This window comes from Acidobacteriota bacterium (genome assembly GCA_040754075.1).
GTDB lineage: Bacteria > Acidobacteriota > Blastocatellia > UBA7656 > UBA7656 > JBFMDH01.
Genome location: JBFMDH010000009.1, coordinates 1 through 19,428, shown reverse-complemented (window position 1 = coordinate 19,428; position 19,428 = coordinate 1). Strand labels below are relative to the sequence as shown.

Sequence of the window (19,428 nt, the reverse complement as noted above, 5' to 3'; positions counted from 1 at the left end):
CATTTTGTGCAGGTATCATTAAAAGCTTGCTGGAAAAGAAACTTGCTAGACAAGTGGGCTCGCGCCCACTTTTTTTATGATGAACAAAGAAGCAATCAACGCCATCATCGAACGGGTGACCAACCGGGAAGGCTTAGAATTGGTTCATTGGGAAACGGTGGGTCCCAAGAACAACTTTATTCTACGCATATTTATTGATAAACCCGCTGGCATTACCCATAACGACTGCGAACTCGTCAGCCGTCAGGTCGGCGCGTTGCTTGATGTGGAGGACTTAATTGCCAATCAATATATTCTGGAAGTCTCTTCACCGGGGGTTGACCGACCACTTTATAAGCCTGCGGATTATGCAAGGTTTGCAGGCAATCGGGTGAAATTGAAAACCTTTCGCCCGATCAACGGGCAAAGAAATTTTCATGGCAAGTTACAAGGCATCGAGGGCGATGTGGTTAAACTGGATTCGGATAATACGGGAATCGTTGAAATCGCCTTCGACAACATAGCAAAAGCCAATATTGAGTATGAATTTTAAGGTGTAAACGAAGGTAAAAGGCGATGGCAACAAGTTTGAATCAAACCATTGAAATTTTAAGTAAAGAAAAAAATATTGACCCACATGTCATTATCTCGGCAATCGAGGACGCGGTGATGAGCGCCGCGCGTAAACAGTTCAAAACCGGCGAAGAGTTGCGCGCGCGCTTTAACGATGAGACCGGCGAAGTGGATTTGTTCGCGCTGATGACCGTGGTTGAAGAGGTCACCAATCCGGCTACGGAAATTTCGCTTGCCGATGTTGAAGAGATGGGCGTTGAAGGCGCAGAAGTCGGCGACCAGTTGGAATTCCCTAAACCGACCGAAAGTCTCGGACGCATCGCCGCCCAAACCGCCAAACAGATTCTCGTGCAAAAAGTCCGCGAAGCTGAACGCAATAACGTTTATGACGAATACATCGAGCGCGTCGGCGAGTTGGTACACGGCTTTGTCAAACGCTTTGAGGGCGGACGCATCATTGTCGATTTCGGCAAAATCGAAGCCGTGTTGCCGAAAGATCAACAATCACGCGCCGAAAATTTCAATCAGGGTGAGCGCATCCGCGTGGTCATCAGCAATGTATCGAAAGATTCAAAAGGTCCACAGGTTGAAGTTTCGCGCACCTCGCCTGAACTTTTAAAAAGATTATTTGAAATGGAAGTGCCGGAAATTTATGACGGCACGGTGCAAATCAAAGCGGCGGTTCGCGAAGCCGGTGACCGCGCCAAAATCGCCGTCGTGTCAACCGAACGCGACGTTGACCCGGTGGGCGCTTGTGTCGGTATGAAAGGCTCGCGCGTGCAGGCTATCATCCGTGAACTCAGAGGCGAACGCATAGACATCATCGAATGGAGCGAAGACCCGGCGATTTTCGCCGCCAATGCGTTGTCACCTGCGAAAGTTTCCAAAGTCGAAATCAACAGCTTTGAAGACAAACACCTGACGGTTACGGTTTCCGATGACCAACTGTCACTGGCAATCGGCAAACGCGGGCAAAACGTGCGACTTGCCGCCAAACTGGTCGGCTGGCACATCGACATTCGCAGCGCCGAAGAGGCTGCGCGCATGGCGGCGGCACAACTCGAAGCGGTGATGTCGGGCGGCGAAGCCAACTTGCTTGAAATTCGCGAAAGTCTGGCGCTTGACCAGATTACCACCGAGCGCTTGCACGAACGCGGCATTGAAACGATTGAAGACTTAGCCAACCTTTCGGTTGACGATCTGGTAGAAATCATCGACCTCAGCTTTGACCAGGCAACCGAAGTCATCGAACGCGCCAATCGCTTGCTCGCGCAAAAACATGCCAGAGAGGTCAAAGCGGCAAATGACGCTGACGAAGTTGCCGCAGAGGCGCAAGCGACAGATGAGGTTGAAGAGACCGCCACAGCAACCCAGGCAACGGATGAGGAAGAAGTTCCCACTGGCGAAAGCGATGAGGCTACCGAAAGCGGCGCGACAGAGCCTGTAACGGCGGGCGCAGAAACTGTTGCAGCAGGTGATGAAGTCGCGGAAGCGGCAGAGCGCGCCGTAGCAACTTCTGAAAGTGAAGCAACGTCTCAACAAGCGGACGCAAATTCGGATGATGAAATCACCCAACCTATTGAGGAAAGTGATGAAGCGGAAGTTGAACCAACGGTTGAAACCTCTGCTGATGGGACGGAAAGCTTAGAAAGCGCCGCCCAAGAGGCAACTCAGGAAGCGGCGACGGACACTGATGCCGAACCGGCGATTTCTGCAACCCCGACCGAAGCGACAGCAGGCGAAACGGATACTGAAAACGCTACGCATACAGAAGACGCGGAGACTCACAAAAGCTCCGAGTAAAGCAAACGGAAAAAACCGGTCTACTAAAATGTAGTTACCATTTGAGAGGATATGGCAGGGCAAAAGATTAGAATTTACGACCTGGCTAAAGAATTAAAGCTGGACAACAAAAAGGTGCTTGACGACGCCCGTCGTGAAGGCGTGGATGTCAGTGTGCCTTCAAACACTGTCCCTGCGGATGTAGCAGACCGCATTCGAGCCAAATATTTTCCGAAAAAGGCCATGCCAACCGCTGGCCCGCGTTTGGTCAAAGTCGTTAAAAAAGAAGTGGCAAAATCGGCTGAAGAAGCTGCGGTCGAAACCAGAGAATCCGAAGAGCCAGCGGTTCTTCAAGAAGTTGAGGTTCAACCGGTAGAAAAACCTCAGGAAGCAGCAAAACCCGAACCGCCGAAACCCACCGTTCGCCAGCTTAAAGCGCGCCCACAAGTGGCGCAAACCGAACCCTCGGAAAGCGAAACGATTGAACCACCCGAAGAAGAAATTTCGACTGAGCAACCTGAACGGCAACCCGAAATTGAACAAGAAACGGTTGAGGAGAGCGAACCTATCGAAACAACAGCTGTAGAACCCGTAACCAGTAAACCTGTCCCTGAACCCAAACCGCAGGGAATGCAGGTGCGTAAACTTCGTCCGCAACCGGGCGCGCGCATGCAACCGCCGCCAACGACTGCGCCGACCACCTCTACAACAGCGCCGCCGCCACAAAGAACGACGGTGACGCCTATCCGAACCGGTTATAAACGAACCGATTCGCGGGTCGGCACAGGAGCCGTTCAGGCAAGAACCCAAAGAGCCGATGGAACTGCGGCAACCCCTGTGCCGCCAACCACACCCGGTCATAAACCGCTATCGGTTTATGTGCCGCAGGACACCAGACCGCGCAAACGCTCGCGCAAAGGCAAGCCGGCGAAAGGTGAGTTCGGGCATGAAGAGGGCAAACATTTAGATTTGCCGTCACATCTTCGCAAAACCCAAACCGCGCCACTCGCTAAACCCAAACCGGTATTTACGGAATTCAAATCGGTCAAACTGGTCGAAGGCGCAACCGTGAAAGATTTTGCCGAAAAACTGGAATTGAAACCCAAAGATGTGGTGCAGGAATTATTCAAACGCCGCATCATCGCCAATATCAATCAGACGTTAAATCAGGATGTCGCGCACAACCTCGGCAAAGAGTATGGATTCGAGGTCAGTTTCGTTCCCTTTGAAGAGTTGATGCTCGACACCGAAGAAGAAAAAATTATTGAATCGGGCGAAGAAACCCTGGTTGACCGCGCCCCGGTGGTCACGGTTATGGGACACGTTGACCACGGCAAAACCTCTCTGCTTGATGCGATTCGTCAAACCAGCGTAGCCGAAGGTGAAGCCGGTGGGATCACCCAGCACATCGGCGCTTACGCCGTTGATGTTCCTGACCCGGATGAACCGGAAAGAACCCGCAAGATTGTTTTTCTCGATACGCCCGGTCACGAAGCGTTTACCATGATGCGCGCGCGCGGCGCGAAAGTCACCGATGTGGTGGTTCTCGTCGTTGCCGCCGATGACGGGGTGATGCCGCAAACCCTCGAAGCCATTGACCACGCCAAGGCTGCCGAAACCAAAATCATTGTCGCGATTAACAAGATTGATAAACCCGATGCCAATCCCGACAGAGTTAAACAGGAACTTTCCAACCGCGGCTTGCAATGGGAAGGCTGGGGCGGCGACACGGTTATGGTCGAAGTTTCCGCAAAGAAGAAACAGAACCTCGACGCGTTGCTGGAAATGATTATTCTGTCGTCGGATTTGCTCGAACTCAAAGCCAATCCTGACCGCGTCGCTTCGGGCACTGTGCTTGAAGCCAAACTCGATAAAGGGCGTGGTCCCGTAGCCACCGTGCTCGTTCAACAAGGCTCTTTGCGCATCGGCGACCCGTTCATTGTCGGTGAAGTGTTTGGTCGCGTCCGGGCGATGTTTGACGACCGGGGTCGTCCGGCTGGCGAAGCTGGTCCCTCAACCCCTGTTGAAGTGTTAGGTCTGCAAGGGGTGCCGCACGCCGGCGATCATTTCCTCGTCGTGCAGGATGCCACGCAAGCTCAGCACATCGCCAATCAACGCCAGATGCAAGCCCGGCAAGCGGCAATCGCGCGAACCTCGGCGCGTAGCCTTGAACAGTTATTCTCGGACAAGACTTCCGATGTCAAAGAATTGCAGGTCATCCTCAAAGGCGACGTGCAAGGTTCCGTCGAAGCGGTGCGCGATAATTTACTCAAGCTGTCGACCGACCGCGTACAGATTCGCATTATTCGGTCGGGCGTCGGCGCAATTACCGAATCGGACGTCACGCTTGCCGCCGCGTCATCGAAAGATATGAACCGCGCTTCGGTGATTATCGGATTTAATGTTCGCCCGCAAACCCGGGCGCGTGAACTGGCGGAAGCCGAAGGCGTCGATATTCGTCTGCACACCATCATCTACAAAGTCGAAGAAGAATTGCGCAATGCCATGCTTGGGTTACTGGGCCCGACGAAACGCGAAGTTATTCTCGGTCATGCGGAAGTGCGTCAGGTCTTCAAAGTGCCGAAGATTGGCTTTATTGCCGGTTGTTCGGTAACCGATGGCGTCATTCGTCGGACGATGGCAAGAATCCTGCGCGATAACGTGGTCATTCACGAAGGCAAAATCGAATCCCTTCGGCGCGTCAAAGACGATGTCAGCGAAGTTCGCCAGGGCTTTGAATGCGGTATCAGTTTAGAGCGATTTCAGGATATTAAACTCGGTGATGTGATTGAATCCTATACCACGGAAGAGGTCGCGGCGACCGAGTTATAAATTCAGATTGATGAGTTCGCAAACCCTGTAAAAGCATTGCGAATTCAAATTTGAATGGTTAAATGAATGAGAGGGCAATATGAGTGGTAGAAGGCAAGAACGCCTCTCAGAACAGCTACGAGAAGAGATCAGTTTGATTATGGATGGTGATTTGGAAGACCCCAGAATCGGGCTTGCCACCATCACCGAAGCGCGTGTGACCCCGGATTTGAGTCACGCCAAGATTTTTGTCAGTGTTGCAGGAACCGACGAAGAAGCCAAAGAAACTCTGGCGGCGCTCAACCATGCCGCAGGCTTTATTCGTCACCAACTCGGTTTTGCCATTCGTATGAAACGCATTCCCGAAATCCATTTCGTTCACGATGACACATTACGGACTGCTGCAAGAATCGAACAGATACTTCAAGAAGAAGAGGAGAAGATGAAGGCGCGTGAGTTAGCGGAAACGGCTGCAAACAGCGAATTAACCGATTCGCCCATGCAGGGTTCCAATTAACTACGCTTTTGAATGCGAATGATCATCAGGGAAATTTGTTTTTTTCGCCCCAGCTGAATTGTTCATCGCAATTCGCACTCAGCCTTTGTTTATTAGTTGCTGTATGCTAGGTGAAGTTGTAGAACTGATTGAGAAGAAAAATAGCTTTGCGATTACCTCGCACATTCGCCCGGACGGTGATGGCATTGGTTCAGGACTCGCGCTTTACTGGATGTTACGCAGTCTCGGTAAAGATGTCGAAGTGGTCTTGCACGACCGCATTCCACCCGCGTACACCATCCTGCCCGGCTCCGATGAAGTTTTAATTCAACCCGATTTGACCCGCGCTTACGATGCGGTCTTTTTAATGGAATGCAGCGATGCTTTGCGTCCGGGGCTTCCCGGTTTAAAAGCGCAATTCATCGTCAACATTGACCACCATTCGACGACCGAAGCGTTCGGCGACATCAACTGGATTGACCCGACAGCGGGCGCGGTCGGTGAAATGATTTATAATCTCTCGAAGGCGCTCGGCATCGAAGTCAGCAAAGAGATTGCCGAATGCATCTACACGGCATTGCTTACCGACACCGGCAGTTTTCATTTTTCCAATACCACGGAACGGTCGCTCAAAATCGCCTCCGAACTGGTCAGGCGCGGCGCTGAACCGGCAAAAATTTCACAGGCGCTTTTTTATTCCTACCCGTTTGCAAAAATCAAATTACTCGGACTGGTGCTTTCGACGATTCAACGCGATGAGTCGGGAAAAATCGCCTGGGTCTATGTTGACCACGAAATGATGTACGAAGCCGATGCCTGCGACGAAGATTCGGATGGCATCGTCAATTACGCCCTGTCGATTGATGAAGTCGAAGCGGTCGCCTTCTTCAAAGAACTCGCGCCCGGCAACTATCGCATCAGTTTGCGCTCGAAAGGCAAAAACAATGTCGCCAAAGTCGCCGAAACTTTTGGCGGCGGCGGGCATCGCAATGCCGCAGGCTGCCGCATCGAAGGTGAATTTGAAGCGGTGAAAACCCGCGTCCTCGAAGGCTTGCAATCAGCGGTCGGCGTCATACCGGTGCCGGTTTCAGTTTAAGCGTTGATGATGGCATCGCTGATTTTTACGACATCGGCGATTTCTTTGACATCGTGAACGCGAACGAAATGCGCGCCACGCGCAATCGCAATCGCCACCGACGCAGCGGTTCCGAATACGCGCTCCTGTTCGACTCTTCCGGTTAATTTCCCGATAAAACTTTTGCGCGATGTGCCAATCATCAACGGCAAATCCAAATCCGCAAAGCTTTCAAGCCCATTCAGAATTTCGAGGTTCTGTTCTAACGTCTTTCCAAACCCGATGCCCGGATCAAAAATCAACTGCTCACGTTTGACGCCATGCGTTTGAGCTTTATGAATCGCGACCCGCATATCGTTTTTAATCTCCGCGAAAATATCTCGGCTTGGCGCGATTTTTTGCATGGTTGCGGGTTCGCCGCGCATGTGCATCAAGACGAGCGCCGCGCCCGACTCGGCGACCACACAGGCGATGACTTCATCAAACCTCAAGGCGCTCACATCATTAATTATTTTTGCGCCTCTGGCGATGGCTTCACGCGCCACTGCGCTTTTATAAGTGTCAACTGAAACCGGCACGCTTAGTTTCCCCCGCAATCCTTCAAGCACCGGCAAAAGGCGTTGCAACTCTTCGACAAGCTGAATTCTTTCGGAGTTCGGACGCGTCGATTCGCCGCCGATTTCGATAATATCCGCGCCCTCTTCCTGCATCTCCAAGGCGCGTTCAATGGCACGCGACGTATCAAAATTTTTTCCGCCATCGGAAAACGAATCGGGGGTGACGTTCAACACCCCGACAATCAGCGTGCGCTCGCCAAGCGCGAGTTCGCTGCCATCACCAAGTTCGATATTGAATCTTTTTCTCATCGAAGAATAGGTTTACCACAGTGGTGAAGAAGAAAGGGAGAAGGGGGGAAAGGGAGAGGGGGAGATAAAATTCTTCGCTGCCTCTCTGATATTGATTGAGCAGAAGGTTTGTTTTTTTGAGCAAAGGGTTAAACGTCTCTGCCTCTCCGCTCTCCCTTTCTCCCTTTCTCCCCTTCTCCCTTTCTCCCCCTCTTCTTCCCTGTGGTTATCTTTATTTTTTAATACCTAACCCCAGGAAAAAAATCGGACGAAAGATTTTCCACCAGTCAACCAGAGCGCGCATCTTCGTATAAGCGATGCCGTCATTTTCTTTCGGGTATTCAATAGTCACCGGCACTTCGACAACCTTATGGCGCAAGCGTAAAGCTTTGAATAACAGGTAGGGTTCCAGTTCATAACGGTCTAACCAATCCTGATGCAGATTGATGCGCTGGTCATCAAACAGCGATACCTTGATGGCGCGAAAGCCGCTTGAGGCATCCGTCACCCGCCGACCGCAAAACAGGGAAAATAGAAAGGTATAACCGCGCGTGCCGATCTTGCGCCGCAGCGGCATTCGCAAATACTCGCCGCCATCCGTGTAACGCGAACCTTGCGCGAGTTCGGCGGTGCCCGCGAGTAGCGGTTCAAGCAAGCGCGGTATCTGTTCCGGCGGGGTTTTGCCGCCGCCCGAAACAATCACCACGATGTCATAATCATTAGTAATGGCATAATCGATGCCGGTGCGAATCGCTGCGCCAACGCCATGATTTTTGCCATCGCCTAAAACTATCGCCCCGGCTTCGCTGGCAAATTTGCCGGTGTTATCGCTTGAGCCGTCGTCGACGACAACTGTAGTTTCAACCACGCCCTGCGGCACGGCTTCAACAACCCGTTTGATGCGCTCGCCTTCATTCCATGCCGGTGCCACACATAACACACGGGGTTTTCGCATTTGATTTTTCGTTAAGGTGTCGAGGTGTGATTGTACTTGCGAATTCACTGTTCGTTCTCTTTCAACCACTGATGGGTCAACCGCAAGCCTTTTTCAATGGTAAACGCCGGCGTCCATCTCAGTTCACGGCGAATCTTTTCGATGTTGACGACGCGGCGACGAATGTTATCAATATCGCGGCGGTCAATATATTCCGGTTCAACCTGCGCCCCGGTGATTTGAATGATCATCCGCGCCAGTTGATTGACAGAGGTTTCGCGCCCGGTGCCGACATTATAAACCTGCCCCTCGGCTTTCGGTGAAAAGGTCGCCAGCAGAGTTGCATCAACCGCATCATCAACGTAAGTGAAATCGCGTGTCTGTTCACCGTCGCCGTGTATGCGTGGCGATTTGCCTGCCATTGCCGCTTCAAAAAATTTGGCAATCACCCCGCAATAAGGATTGTCGGGGCGTTGCGCCGTGCCGTAGACATTTGAATAACGCACCATCGCCGTCGATAGCCCGTAGCTTTCATAAAAGGCTTTGCAATAATTTTCGCCGCCGAATTTCGACACCGCATAAGGGCTGAGCATATTGGTCGGGTCATCTTCGTTGATGGGCAGGTAGCGCGGGTTGCCATAAACCGAAGCCGATGATGAATAGACCATGCGCGAAACTTTATGTTCACGCACCGCAAGCAGGACATTGAGCGTGCCGCCGATATTGACTTCGTAATCTTCGCGCGGATTGCGTGTTGAAACGATGATGTTGCGCGCCGCTTCGTGAATCACGGCATGCGCGCCTTTAACGACATCTTTGACCAAATCGAAATCGACGACGCTGCCGCGCACGATTTCGAGATTCGGGTGTTCAATCGGGAGATTGATATCATTGCCGGTGTAAAAATCATCAAGCACGACAACGGTTGCGCCGTTAGCCAGAAGTTTGCGAACGATATTCGAGCCGACAAACCCTGCGCCACCGGTGACGACGATGCGCTGACCGGGCAGTTTTTCCAGATAACTCATCTTCACCTCAATAAAAATTTCGCCTCAACACGAAACGACTTGGGTTGTGATAAAGAGTGTTGGGGGTCAGAAAACGATTTCCAAGAATACCCGATTTGCGTATCAGTTGTCATCACAGATGCGTTAGAGCCGCAGTCAAAATATGTTATGATGGCGGTCATTAAATTTTGATATTCAAATTATTTGATTACCTGAAAATGCTTATGAACATAAAGGTGATTGGTAAAATCCTCCTACTCTTCGCTTATGCATTAACTACTCATACAACCTTCGGGCAATCCAGAATTCCCGCTCAGCCTGCGCCCGAATCATCGACCGGGGTGTTGTCGCGCATTGAAAAATATAAAGCGCCGCCGTATCCGAAATCTCTCTATCTTGACCGCGAAACTTATGATTATCGCAAAATGTCGAAGCGTGAGATTCCCCCGACGCTCACCGACACCTTCATCTGCGACATCTGGCAACGCCTCACCATGAATTTGAAACTCACCATCACACCTGAACAGGTTTCCGAAGCGAACATCAAACAGGCATTCGATATTTATCTCACACGCAACCACGATGACATCGCGGGCTATCGCCCCTGGACACACTGGAATTTTATTCGCAAACTCACCGAAGCCGAACGCGATACACTTGCCAGAGAAACCGTTGAATACATCAAGAAAAATGGGATTCGCGACGTGAAGGAATAACCGATGTCCAATGATGTTAATACAATTTACAATGAAGTGTGCGCGGCGGTTTACGACGACTGGTTCGCGGCTTTCGACCCGGCTGCGATTGACCGGCTCGCGGAGTTTGCCGGAACCGGGCGCGCGCTTGAACTCGGTATCGGCACAGGCTTAATCGCATTGCCGCTTGCCCGGCATGGCGTCGAAGTTTGCGGCATTGACGCCTCGACCGCGATGGTTGCGCGGCTCAGAGAAAAGCCCGGCGGCGATGCGATTTCAGTCACGATGGGAAACTTTGCAGACGTTGGAGTCGAAGGAAAATTTTCACTCATCTTTATCGTCTATAACACGCTCTTTGCTTTACAGACTCAGAAAGAACAGGTGCGCTGTTTTCAAAACGTAAGCGAACATCTCACAGACGGCGGCGTGTTCGTTGTCGAAGTGTTTGTCCCCAACTTTACGTTTTTCAAACGCGAACAGGAACTCAAAGTGACGGCAGTAACCAGTGACCGTGTGGGACTGAAAATTTCGCAACACGACGCGGTCAATCAGCGCATTAAAAGTCAGCACCTTGTTTTAATCAACAATCAAGTAAAGCTTTTTCCGGTCGAGATTCGTTACGCATACCCTGCGGAGATGGATTTAATGGCAAGGCTTGCGGGCTTGCAACTTAAACATCGCTGGAGCGACTGGCAACAAAACCCATTCACGTCAACAAGCGCGAAGCACATTTCCATTTACGAACGTCGCGCTTGAATGCGACAAGCGCAACAAAATCTAATATAATCCGGTCATCAATTTTTAAACGGTTCCGACAAATCTTCACTTATCAGAAAGTAAAGGATTCATTGCTCAGGCAGAGCCACAAAATCAACGGCTCAACTTTTATTCTGCAACCATCACTTTAAGTTTTTTGCCTGAATATAGAATCCGCATTGATTAAGGAACCTCATGTCGAACTGTTTTGTCACTCATCATCGAATAGTCAAATCACTGCCGTTTTTATTTCTGTTATTTATTTGCATTTCTACAAAAACTCAAGCGCAAGTGCTTGGCGACCCGGTGGATGTCAGCCGCGATTTTCAGAAATTCGAGCAGACTTATTTCATCGGCAATAAACTGGTCAATTTCAACGCCGCGTCCGGGCAAGGCGCAATCGAATGGGCAAGGTATATGCGGCAAACCAGTTTGTCATTTCAAAAAATTGATTTGCCGCTCACCCGCGCGCGCAGTACGGAATTTCCCGGCACCGAGTATGACGAAAACCCCGCGCTTCCCTTCTCTATTTCGTTCATCAGTCCACGCGCTGTGCGTATTCGCATCAACACCCGCGAAACCCCGATTGCTGATGCGCCTTCACTCATGTTTGCGGGAACGCCTGCCAAAGACACTTCGTGGAAGGTTGCAGAAGACGATAAGAGCATCACTTATACGAGCGCCAATGGTCGCGTGCGCATCATCAAAGACCCCTGGCATATTGAATTTTACGACGGCAATGGACGGATGTTGACGCGCACACAAAACCTCGGCGACCCGAAAAGTTTTACCGTCACCACGCCGTTTTCGTTCATTCGCCGCGCCAGCGATTTGAGTCGTTCGATTGCCGCTACTTTTGAACTCTCATCCGATGAAAAAATTTATGGATGCGGCGAATCATTCACACATTTGAATAAACGCGGGCAAAAAGTTGTGCTCTTCACCAGAGACGCGATGGGCGTGCAGTCTGCGTTGATGTACAAGCCGGTTCCCTTTTTCCTGAGCAGTAACGGCTATGGAATGTTTGTGCATACGAGCGCGCCGCTTACTTTCGATTTCGGCAATTCATTCGACGCCCACAATGTGATTTATTCGGGCGACGAATCGCTTGATTTGTTCGTTTTTCTTGGAAATCCCAAAGACATTCTTTCCGAATACACGACGCTTACGGGTCGCAGCCCGGTGCCGCCGCTCTGGTCATTCGGTCTATGGATGAGCCGCATCACTTACAAAGCCGAAGACGAAGTGCGCGACGTAGCAACCAAACTCCGCGAGTATCGCATTCCAAGCGATGTCATCCATCTCGATACCGGATGGTTTGAAACCGACTGGCGCAGCAATTACAAATTTTCGACTTCGCGTTTTCGCGACCCCGCGAAAATGATTAGCGATTTACGCGGGCAAGGCTTTCACATCAGCCTGTGGCAATTACCTTATTTCACCAGTAAAAATGAAATCTACAAAGAAGCGGTCGCCAAAGGTTACATCGTGAAAAATGAAAACGGACAATTGCCCGCCGAAGACGCGGTGCTGGATTTCAGCAATCCGCAAGCCGTCGAGTGGTACAAAGGTTTGCTCGCCGGGCTTTTGAAAATGGGGGTTGGCGCAATCAAAGTTGATTTCGGCGAAGGCGCGCCGCTCACAGGTCTTTATGCTTCAGGTCGGACAGGTTTTTACGAGCACAATCTCTATCCGTTGCGCTATAACCAAGCGGTCGCAGAAATCACCAAAGAAGTGACCGGCGATACGATTATCTGGGCGCGCAGCGCCTGGGCTGGCAGCCAGCGTTACCCACTGCATTGGGGAGGCGACGCCGAAAATACCAATTCGGCGATGGCTGCGACGTTAAGAAGCGGGTTGTCATTCGGGCTTTCGGGTTTCACTTATTGGAGCCACGATGCGGGCGGATTCGTTGACCGCGCCCCGCGTGACCTCTATCACCGCTGGTTTGCTTTCGGGGCGCTCACTTCGCACACGCGCTGTCACGGCGCGCCGCCGCGTGAACCCTGGGGATATGACGCGGCATTCGTTGATGAATTTCGTCGCATCGCGGAAATGAAATATGCGTTGATGCCTTATATTTATGCGCAGGCGAAGGATTCATCGGAGCGCGGCTTTCCGATGTTGAGGACATTGTTTTTTGAATTCCCCGAAGACCCGACCGCTTGGCTCATTGAAGATGAATATATGTTCGGCAGTAATTTGTTGGTTGCCCCGCTTATTGAAGAAGCGCGTTCGCGCAAAGTTTATCTGCCGCCGGGCAACTGGATTGATTATCAAACCGGCAAGAAATATAGCGGCGGCAGTTGGCAGACCATCGCTGCGGGACAAATTCCGATTATCGTGTTGGTGAAAGACCATTCCATCATTCCGCACATGGCGGTTGCGCAAAACACCGGCGAGATGAAATGGAATGAAATCGAGTTGCGGGTTTACAGCAGCGATAACGCGGGCGTTGCGGGACTCTTCGCGCTTCCGAAAGAGAATCTGCAAACCATCGCGCTCGACGCCAACGCCACCGCAATCAAGAACGACCCCTTGCGCGGCAAAGTCAACTGGCAAATTAAACGCATCAGTGTACAATAAACTCCATCAGCAGAAGGTCTGGTTTGGGTTAAATAGTGATTGGGTAATTAAAGAGCAGGTTTCGGTCTATCAATTATAATTGCGTGATATGACAATGTTCTTTGTGTTTTGCGGGTTTCCGTTGTAATCGAATTGACCATACGCCTTTCTACGTTCTCGCTTTCGGTGCATTCATGAATCTTGTTGTAGATACATCAATCATTATTGCAGTCATTGCCGATGAACCGGAAAAGCCAGCTTTGATAGTGAAAACGCAAGGCTGTGAACTTTTTGCTCCTACCTCGTTGCACTGGGAAATCGGCAATGCGTTCTCAGCAATGCTCAAACGCGACCGGATAACCTTGGAACAGGCAAAAACAGCAATTGACATCTACCGACAAATCCAGCTTAACTTAATTGAGGTTGATTTGGGACAAGCGTTGGAGGTAGCGGCACGTTTAAAAATTTATGCCTATGATGCTTATGTTATCGCTTGTGCAATGCAGCAAAATTGTCCTTTATTAACTTTAGATGGTGGGTTAAGTTATGCGGCGAAGGCAGCAGGAATTGATATTATGGAGGTAAATTGATATCGATGCACATCTATCATGAAGATCAACAACAGGATTTAACTTTTCTGTTAAAGCAAGCTGAGCAGGAAGGCGAAGTGCGAATCCAACGAGCTGACGGACAAATTTTTATTCTCAAGCCAGCAGCCGCGAAGCCATCAACATTGGATGTGCCTGGTATAAAACTCAACATTTCAACCGAAGAAATCGTCGAATTGATTCGTGAAGGACGCGAAAAACAGTAGCCGATTCCTTAAAATAAAACTTTACACCTATCTGCCAATCCTATCCTTTCTCGGTGAATCAAATCACCATCTTTCACGTTCATATCCCTCTTTGTGAACGCAAATGCACTTATTGCAATTTCAAGATGATAGGGCACTCTTTAAATATTTTGACCTGAAAGCATAAAGTAATTACATTGTAGTTATGAAGACGCATATCATTAGAATCGGCAATTCACAGGGAATTCGCATACCGAAAGTTTATCTACATCAAACCGGTTTAACGGATGAAGTGGAGCTAGAGGTACAGGACAAGAAGATTATCATTCGCTCGGCAGATGAGCCGCGACAAGGCTGGGCAGAAGCGTTTCAGGCGATGGCAAAGCATGGTGATGATAAATTGCTCGATGAAAAATCAATCAATCAATCTTCCTGGGATGAGGATGAATGGCAATGGTAGTCAAACGTTTTGAGGTTCACCTAATCAATCTCGATCCAACCATTGGCAGTGAAATCAAAAAGACTCGTCCTTGCCTGATTATTTCTCCTGATGAAATGAATCGTTATATCAGCACAGTTATCGTCGCTCCGATGACTACCAAAGGAAGAGGCTATCCAACACGGGTAACCTGCAAATTTCAAGGTAAACAAGGGCAAATTGTGCTTGACCAGATTCGCACGGTTGATAAAACCAGACTGGTAAAAAAAATCGGCAGAATAGACAAGCCCGCTCAAGCTGAAGTTTTGAAAGTTCTGGGAGAAATATTTGCGCCCTAAAACCTCTCTTTCAAATGCTATACTTTTTGCGTGAATCAAACGGCGGGCATCTACATTCATATTCCGTTTTGCGAACGCAAATGCACTTATTGCAATTTTAATACGACCGATTTTTTTGCAGACCTTGCCGCCCGCTACATCGAAGCCGTTAATCAGGAAATCAACTATTGGGGCGCGAAACTGAGCGCCGAAAAATCCCGGCTCGAAGCGACGCATGAATTCACCGGCGATAAACTCGCCGTCGATACCATCTTTTTCGGCGGCGGCACGCCTTCAATAGTCGAAGCCGAACAACTCGCATCTATCATTGACTCGGCGCGCCAGGCTTTTGCAGTCGCAAGCGACGCAGAGATTACCATTGAAATCAATCCCGCGACCTTCACGCGACAAAAAATCGCGGGGTGGCTTAGGGGCGGCATCAATCGCGCCAGCGTCGGCGTACAATCATTTATCGACACGGAACTCGCGGGGCTTAGTCGCACGCATAACACCGCGCAAGTGCGGCAAACCGTCGAAGCACTGCGCCAAGCCGGTTTTAATAACCTCAGCCTCGATTTGATTGCAGGACTCCCCGCGCAATCCAAACAAGACTGGGCTTTTAATTTGCTCGAGGCATTGAAACTGCGCCCCGAACATCTTTCGCTTTACCTTCTTGAAGTCAAAGAGAGCACCCAGCTTTACGCGCAAATCAAACGCGGACTCGTGCCACAACCCGATGAAGACCTCGCGGGTGAAATGTACGAAATGATTAGTGAAGCAACTCAACAAGCCGGTTACGAGCATTATGAAATTTCCAACTTCGCTTTGATTTCCGACTTGCCGAAATCCTACCGCGCTAAACATAATGTCAAATATTGGACGGGCGCGCCGTTTTACGGCATAGGCTGTGGCGCTCACTCATATGATGGGCGAGCGCGCTGGGTGAACCGGTTAAAGACTGAGAGCTATATTGAAGCGATTGTCGCGCGCGGTCACGCCATCAATGACCGACGCGAACTGAGCCACGAAGAACGCGCGGCGGATGCGATTTTTATGGGACTGCGGCTTGCGGAAGGCATCAACCTTGAATCTTTTCAAAAGGATTACGGCGTAGATATTCTTGAACGCTACGCCGATGAGTTGCCGAGACTCCTGGACGCAGAGTTGCTACGAATTGAAAACCGGTGTTTAATGTTGACTGCGCGTGGGCGGCTCTTATCAAATGAAGTCTTTATGACTTTCGTATGAGGTCTTTATGAGAAAGCTAAGGAGCGCATTGAAAATCAACGTTGCAATGGCGCTGTGTTGCGCATTTGCGTTGAGCGGTCTGGTACTGGGGCAAAGCGGACGGTTGCGCGATCAAGCGCCGAAACGCAAACCCGTAACCGATACGGACGACTTGGACGTTGTCAAATTGCGCATCGAAGAAATTCTGCTTCCGGTTAATGTGCGCGGCAGCAACGGCAAATTGCCCGCACGCCTCGACAAAAAAGATTTCATTATCGCCGAAGATGGCAAACGCCAGGAAATCACTTCGGTTCATCGTTCACCCGCCAACGTCCTGTTTATCATTGATGCGAGCAGCGACCTCAGCGTCACCAAAGACATTCATAAAGATGTCAACATCAACCGCAACATTGCGCTCAATGTCATCAAAGGGCTTGCCGATGATGACCAGGCGGCGGTCATCACTTATGCGGATAAAGTCGATTTGCTCTCCGATTGGACAAAGGACAAAACGGCGGTGGGCAACCAGTTGAACGCCCGATTCAAACAAGGCATCAAATCCGATTTTTACAATGCGATTTTTTATGCGGCAACCGAAGTTTTGCCGAAGGTCGAAGAGCGACGCAGCGTTGTGTTAATTACCGATGGCGTCGATTCCTTCGACAACCTGTTGTTTGAAGAAGCCCTCACCGCTTTGCATCAGGCGCGAGCGACCATTTATGTGGTCAGCCAGAATGGCGGATTGATTCGCGAAATCAAAGACAAAACCGGCGGCGTGTTCGCCTTTTATGAAAAGCTTGATCCGAGTGTGCGAAAGCGTTATGACGCGATGAATGCTTATGCGAAACAACTCGAAGCCGCAGCTTTTACTATGCAAACGTTAGCCGAAGAGACCGGCGGCGCAATGTGGAATATCGAAGAGCGTTTGACCTGCGAAGACCGCAAACCACAATTTTATGAAAAAGCCGATGTCAAAAAGAAAGCGGAAACCTGCGTATCGGTCGCGCTTCATGTTATCGAGGAACTCAGCACGGAATTTGTCATTGCTTATACCTCTGAGCGCAAATCCGATGACAAATCTTTTCATTCGGTAAAAGTTTTCGGCACCAGTCCCGATGTAAAAATCCGCACCCGTCGCGGCATCTATCCCAACCTCGAAGACGAACCGGTCGTCAGAAAACAGTAAGCCGGTTTCAGGTGTCAGTTAAACCGATAAAAATCCAAGCCGATGGTCGAGTATAACTATAAAATGATTGCGCTAAAAAACTTGAGAGCTAACATCTAAACCCTAACGCCTAACACTTATGAATACCATTGACCTACGCAGTGATACCGTAACCAAACCAACCGAAGAGATGCGCGAGGCGATGTTTCGCGCAGAGGTCGGCGACGATGTTTATCTCGAAGACCCAACCGTCAATCACCTGCAGGAACTCGCCGCCGAAATGCTTGGCAAAGATGCTGCCTTGTTTGTGCCGTCGGGGACGATGGGCAATCAAATCTGCATCAAACTTCATACTCAACCCGGCGAAGAAGTCATTGTTGAAGCCCGCTCTCACATTCTCGATTATGAAATGGCGACGATGGCAGCGATGAGCGGGGTGCTGGCGCGCGCGGTGCGCGGCGAAGACGGCATTCTCGATTGGGAATCGATTGCCGCAGCCATTCGCCCAAAAAATTATTATGTCGCGCAAACTCGTCTTGTCACGCTTGAAAACACCCATAACATGGCAGGCGGCGCGGTGATGCCGGTGGCGCGCATCGAAGAAATTTGCCAACAAGCGCACGCCGCAGGCTTGGCGGTGCATCTCGACGGGGCGCGAATTTTTAATGCGGCAACGGCGCTGGGTTGCGATGTCAAAGACCTCGCGCGCCCGGTGGATTCGGTGATGTTTTGTTTATCGAAAGGGCTTGGCGCGCCTGTAGGTTCGATGATTGCGGGGACGAAAGAATTTATTAACCGCGCGCTTGCAGTTCGACGAATGTTCGGCGGTTCAATGCGACAAGTCGGCGTCATTGCCGCTGCCGGAATCATTGCCCTTGAAAAAATGACCAGGCGGTTAGCCGAAGACCATGCAAATGCTCAACGCCTGGCGCGCGGGCTTGCTCAAATCCCCGGCATCCTGATTGACCCGGAAAAGGTTCAAACCAACATACTGGTTTTTAACATTGCCGGAACCGGTATGAATACGGCGGATTTTTCAGCGCGTCTGAAAGCCCAAGGGGTGTTGGCTAATGGTATCAGCCCAAAAGATATGCGTATGGTCACGCACAAGGATGTGAGTCGCGAAGATGGTGAAACGGCTTTGCAGATTGTGCAATCGATATTGCATTAAATGGGAAATTGCCAACCGGCTACTTGCCATCACCTGATGTCTTTTTCAACATTGCCAGCAAAACCGGTTTCACCTTTTTCAAAGTGCGGTTGACGATTGAACTGATGGTGACAGGCGACAAATCAAGGTTCATCAGATTGGCAATCTCTTTTAACTTGAGACCGTGAATGATTCTCAATTTGAACATCAACACATCACGGTCGCGGTTTTTCCACTTGCGCAACAAGCGAAACGCTTCATCGATTAATTGCAATATCGCTTCCTGCTCTTCTTCATTGAGCATTTCCGCAAATTGATTTTCTTCAACCCGCGAGCCTTCACCGAGTAACACATTATCGCCGTTTTCTCCCAGCAGAGCATCAAGCGACACCGCGAGGTTAGGGCGTTTGACCGCGTTGACTTCGCGGAAAAAATCTTTCACCACATTCACCGCAATAACGCTCAGGTAACTATAAATCGATGGGTCGAAGTCGTTCTTAAAATTTCTTAAAGCCTGCCGGTTATCTTGCACCAGTTTGAGATAAACCGCTTGCACCAGATCATCTATACGGCTCTCTTCGACCGTAATTTTATGCAGCGGATTTTCATGCGCTTTGTTTTGCAGGGTTTTGACGATGGTTTTTTTGATTGTCGGATTAAACCGTAGAATGAATTCCGACCAAGCCAGTTCATCAGGGCTGTAACAAAGTCGGTTGACAATTAAAAAAAGGACCTCCCTCGGTTACTCTGTTAGTTGCAAAACCACACAGAACCGGAGGAAGGTCTCGATGCATCATAACACTTTTGCCAATTCGCTTG

19 protein-coding genes are annotated in these 19,428 nt (G+C 50.2%); 15 read left to right on the top strand and 4 right to left on the bottom strand.

The features are described from left to right. Positions 1 to 76: 76 nt before the first annotated feature. The 5 genes from rimP (at position 77) to AB1757_11725 (ending at position 6,737) form a co-directional block, all read left to right on the top strand. Positions 77 to 532 (top strand): ribosome maturation factor RimP, encoded by a 456-nt coding sequence (gene rimP, locus AB1757_11745; GenBank protein MEW6127701.1) that lies wholly within the window; start codon positions 77 to 79, stop codon positions 530 to 532. A 23-nt stretch (positions 533 to 555) separates the two neighbouring features. After that, the gene (gene nusA / locus AB1757_11740; protein MEW6127700.1) at positions 556 to 2,355 is read left to right on the top strand and encodes a transcription termination factor NusA; all 1,800 of its coding nucleotides are present in this window, start codon (positions 556 to 558) and stop codon (positions 2,353 to 2,355) included. Between the two features lie 51 nt (positions 2,356 to 2,406). Next, positions 2,407 to 5,166, top strand: coding sequence for a translation initiation factor IF-2 (infB, locus tag AB1757_11735; protein MEW6127699.1), 2,760 nt, complete (start codon positions 2,407 to 2,409; stop codon positions 5,164 to 5,166). Between the two features lie 79 nt (positions 5,167 to 5,245). Continuing rightward, entirely contained in the window at positions 5,246 to 5,662 is a 417-nt protein-coding gene (gene rbfA, locus AB1757_11730) for a 30S ribosome-binding factor RbfA (GenBank protein MEW6127698.1), read from the top strand. Between the two features lie 103 nt (positions 5,663 to 5,765). Then, the gene (locus AB1757_11725) at positions 5,766 to 6,737 is read left to right on the top strand and encodes a bifunctional oligoribonuclease/PAP phosphatase NrnA (GenBank protein ID MEW6127697.1); all 972 of its coding nucleotides are present in this window, start codon (positions 5,766 to 5,768) and stop codon (positions 6,735 to 6,737) included. On the opposite strand, the gene folP is transcribed toward AB1757_11725, so the two are convergent. The 3 genes from folP to AB1757_11710 all read right to left on the bottom strand — a co-directional run bounded on the left by folP (position 6,734) and on the right by AB1757_11710 (position 9,523). Then, a complete protein-coding gene (gene folP, locus AB1757_11720) occupies positions 6,734 to 7,582 on the bottom strand; it encodes a dihydropteroate synthase (GenBank protein ID MEW6127696.1) in 849 nt (282 codons plus the stop codon). The genes AB1757_11725 and folP overlap by 4 nt on opposite strands. A 211-nt stretch (positions 7,583 to 7,793) precedes the next feature. After that, a complete protein-coding gene (locus tag AB1757_11715; GenBank protein ID MEW6127695.1) occupies positions 7,794 to 8,564 on the bottom strand; it encodes a glycosyltransferase family 2 protein in 771 nt (256 codons plus the stop codon). Then, positions 8,561 to 9,523 carry an NAD-dependent epimerase/dehydratase family protein gene (locus AB1757_11710; protein MEW6127694.1) on the bottom strand — a complete coding sequence of 321 codons (963 nt, stop codon included), beginning with the start codon at positions 9,521 to 9,523 and terminating at the stop codon, positions 8,561 to 8,563. The genes AB1757_11715 and AB1757_11710 overlap by 4 nt, the downstream gene beginning before the upstream one ends. A gap of 203 nt (positions 9,524 to 9,726) precedes the next feature. On the opposite strand from AB1757_11710, the gene AB1757_11705 reads away from it, so the two are divergent. The 10 genes from AB1757_11705 (at position 9,727) to AB1757_11660 (ending at position 18,630) form a co-directional block, all read left to right on the top strand. Continuing rightward, the gene (locus AB1757_11705; GenBank protein ID MEW6127693.1) at positions 9,727 to 10,218 is read left to right on the top strand and encodes a hypothetical protein; all 492 of its coding nucleotides are present in this window, start codon (positions 9,727 to 9,729) and stop codon (positions 10,216 to 10,218) included. Positions 10,219 to 10,221: 3 nt separating this feature from the next. Beyond that, positions 10,222 to 10,953, top strand: a complete 732-nt coding sequence (locus AB1757_11700) for a class I SAM-dependent methyltransferase (GenBank protein MEW6127692.1) — start codon at positions 10,222 to 10,224, stop codon at positions 10,951 to 10,953. Between the two features lie 195 nt (positions 10,954 to 11,148). Next, complete coding sequence (locus AB1757_11695; protein MEW6127691.1) at positions 11,149 to 13,539, top strand: TIM-barrel domain-containing protein; 2,391 nt, start codon at positions 11,149 to 11,151, stop codon at positions 13,537 to 13,539. Positions 13,540 to 13,712: 173 nt separating this feature from the next. Further along, on the top strand, positions 13,713 to 14,108 hold the full coding sequence (locus tag AB1757_11690) for a type II toxin-antitoxin system VapC family toxin (GenBank protein ID MEW6127690.1): 396 nt from the start codon (positions 13,713 to 13,715) through the stop codon (positions 14,106 to 14,108). Between the two features lie 5 nt (positions 14,109 to 14,113). Beyond that, on the top strand, positions 14,114 to 14,332 hold the full coding sequence (locus AB1757_11685; protein MEW6127689.1) for a type II toxin-antitoxin system Phd/YefM family antitoxin: 219 nt from the start codon (positions 14,114 to 14,116) through the stop codon (positions 14,330 to 14,332). Positions 14,333 to 14,516: 184 nt separating this feature from the next. Beyond that, the gene (locus tag AB1757_11680) at positions 14,517 to 14,771 is read left to right on the top strand and encodes an AbrB/MazE/SpoVT family DNA-binding domain-containing protein (protein ID MEW6127688.1); all 255 of its coding nucleotides are present in this window, start codon (positions 14,517 to 14,519) and stop codon (positions 14,769 to 14,771) included. Further along, the gene (locus AB1757_11675; protein ID MEW6127687.1) at positions 14,759 to 15,088 is read left to right on the top strand and encodes a type II toxin-antitoxin system PemK/MazF family toxin; all 330 of its coding nucleotides are present in this window, start codon (positions 14,759 to 14,761) and stop codon (positions 15,086 to 15,088) included. The genes AB1757_11680 and AB1757_11675 overlap by 13 nt, the downstream gene beginning before the upstream one ends. Positions 15,089 to 15,118: 30 nt before the next feature. Continuing rightward, entirely contained in the window at positions 15,119 to 16,315 is a 1,197-nt protein-coding gene (hemW, locus tag AB1757_11670; GenBank protein ID MEW6127686.1) for a radical SAM family heme chaperone HemW, read from the top strand. A 7-nt stretch (positions 16,316 to 16,322) separates the two neighbouring features. Continuing rightward, on the top strand, positions 16,323 to 17,480 hold the full coding sequence (locus tag AB1757_11665) for a VWA domain-containing protein (GenBank protein ID MEW6127685.1): 1,158 nt from the start codon (positions 16,323 to 16,325) through the stop codon (positions 17,478 to 17,480). Between the two features lie 118 nt (positions 17,481 to 17,598). Continuing rightward, positions 17,599 to 18,630, top strand: a complete 1,032-nt coding sequence (locus tag AB1757_11660; GenBank protein MEW6127684.1) for a GntG family PLP-dependent aldolase — start codon at positions 17,599 to 17,601, stop codon at positions 18,628 to 18,630. Between the two features lie 19 nt (positions 18,631 to 18,649). Here the strand turns inward: AB1757_11660 and AB1757_11655 are convergent, their stop codons facing one another. Then, positions 18,650 to 19,279: a sigma-70 family RNA polymerase sigma factor gene (locus AB1757_11655; GenBank protein MEW6127683.1), complete on the bottom strand. Its 630-nt coding sequence runs from the start codon at positions 19,277 to 19,279 to the stop codon at positions 18,650 to 18,652. Positions 19,280 to 19,428 lie beyond the last annotated feature (149 nt).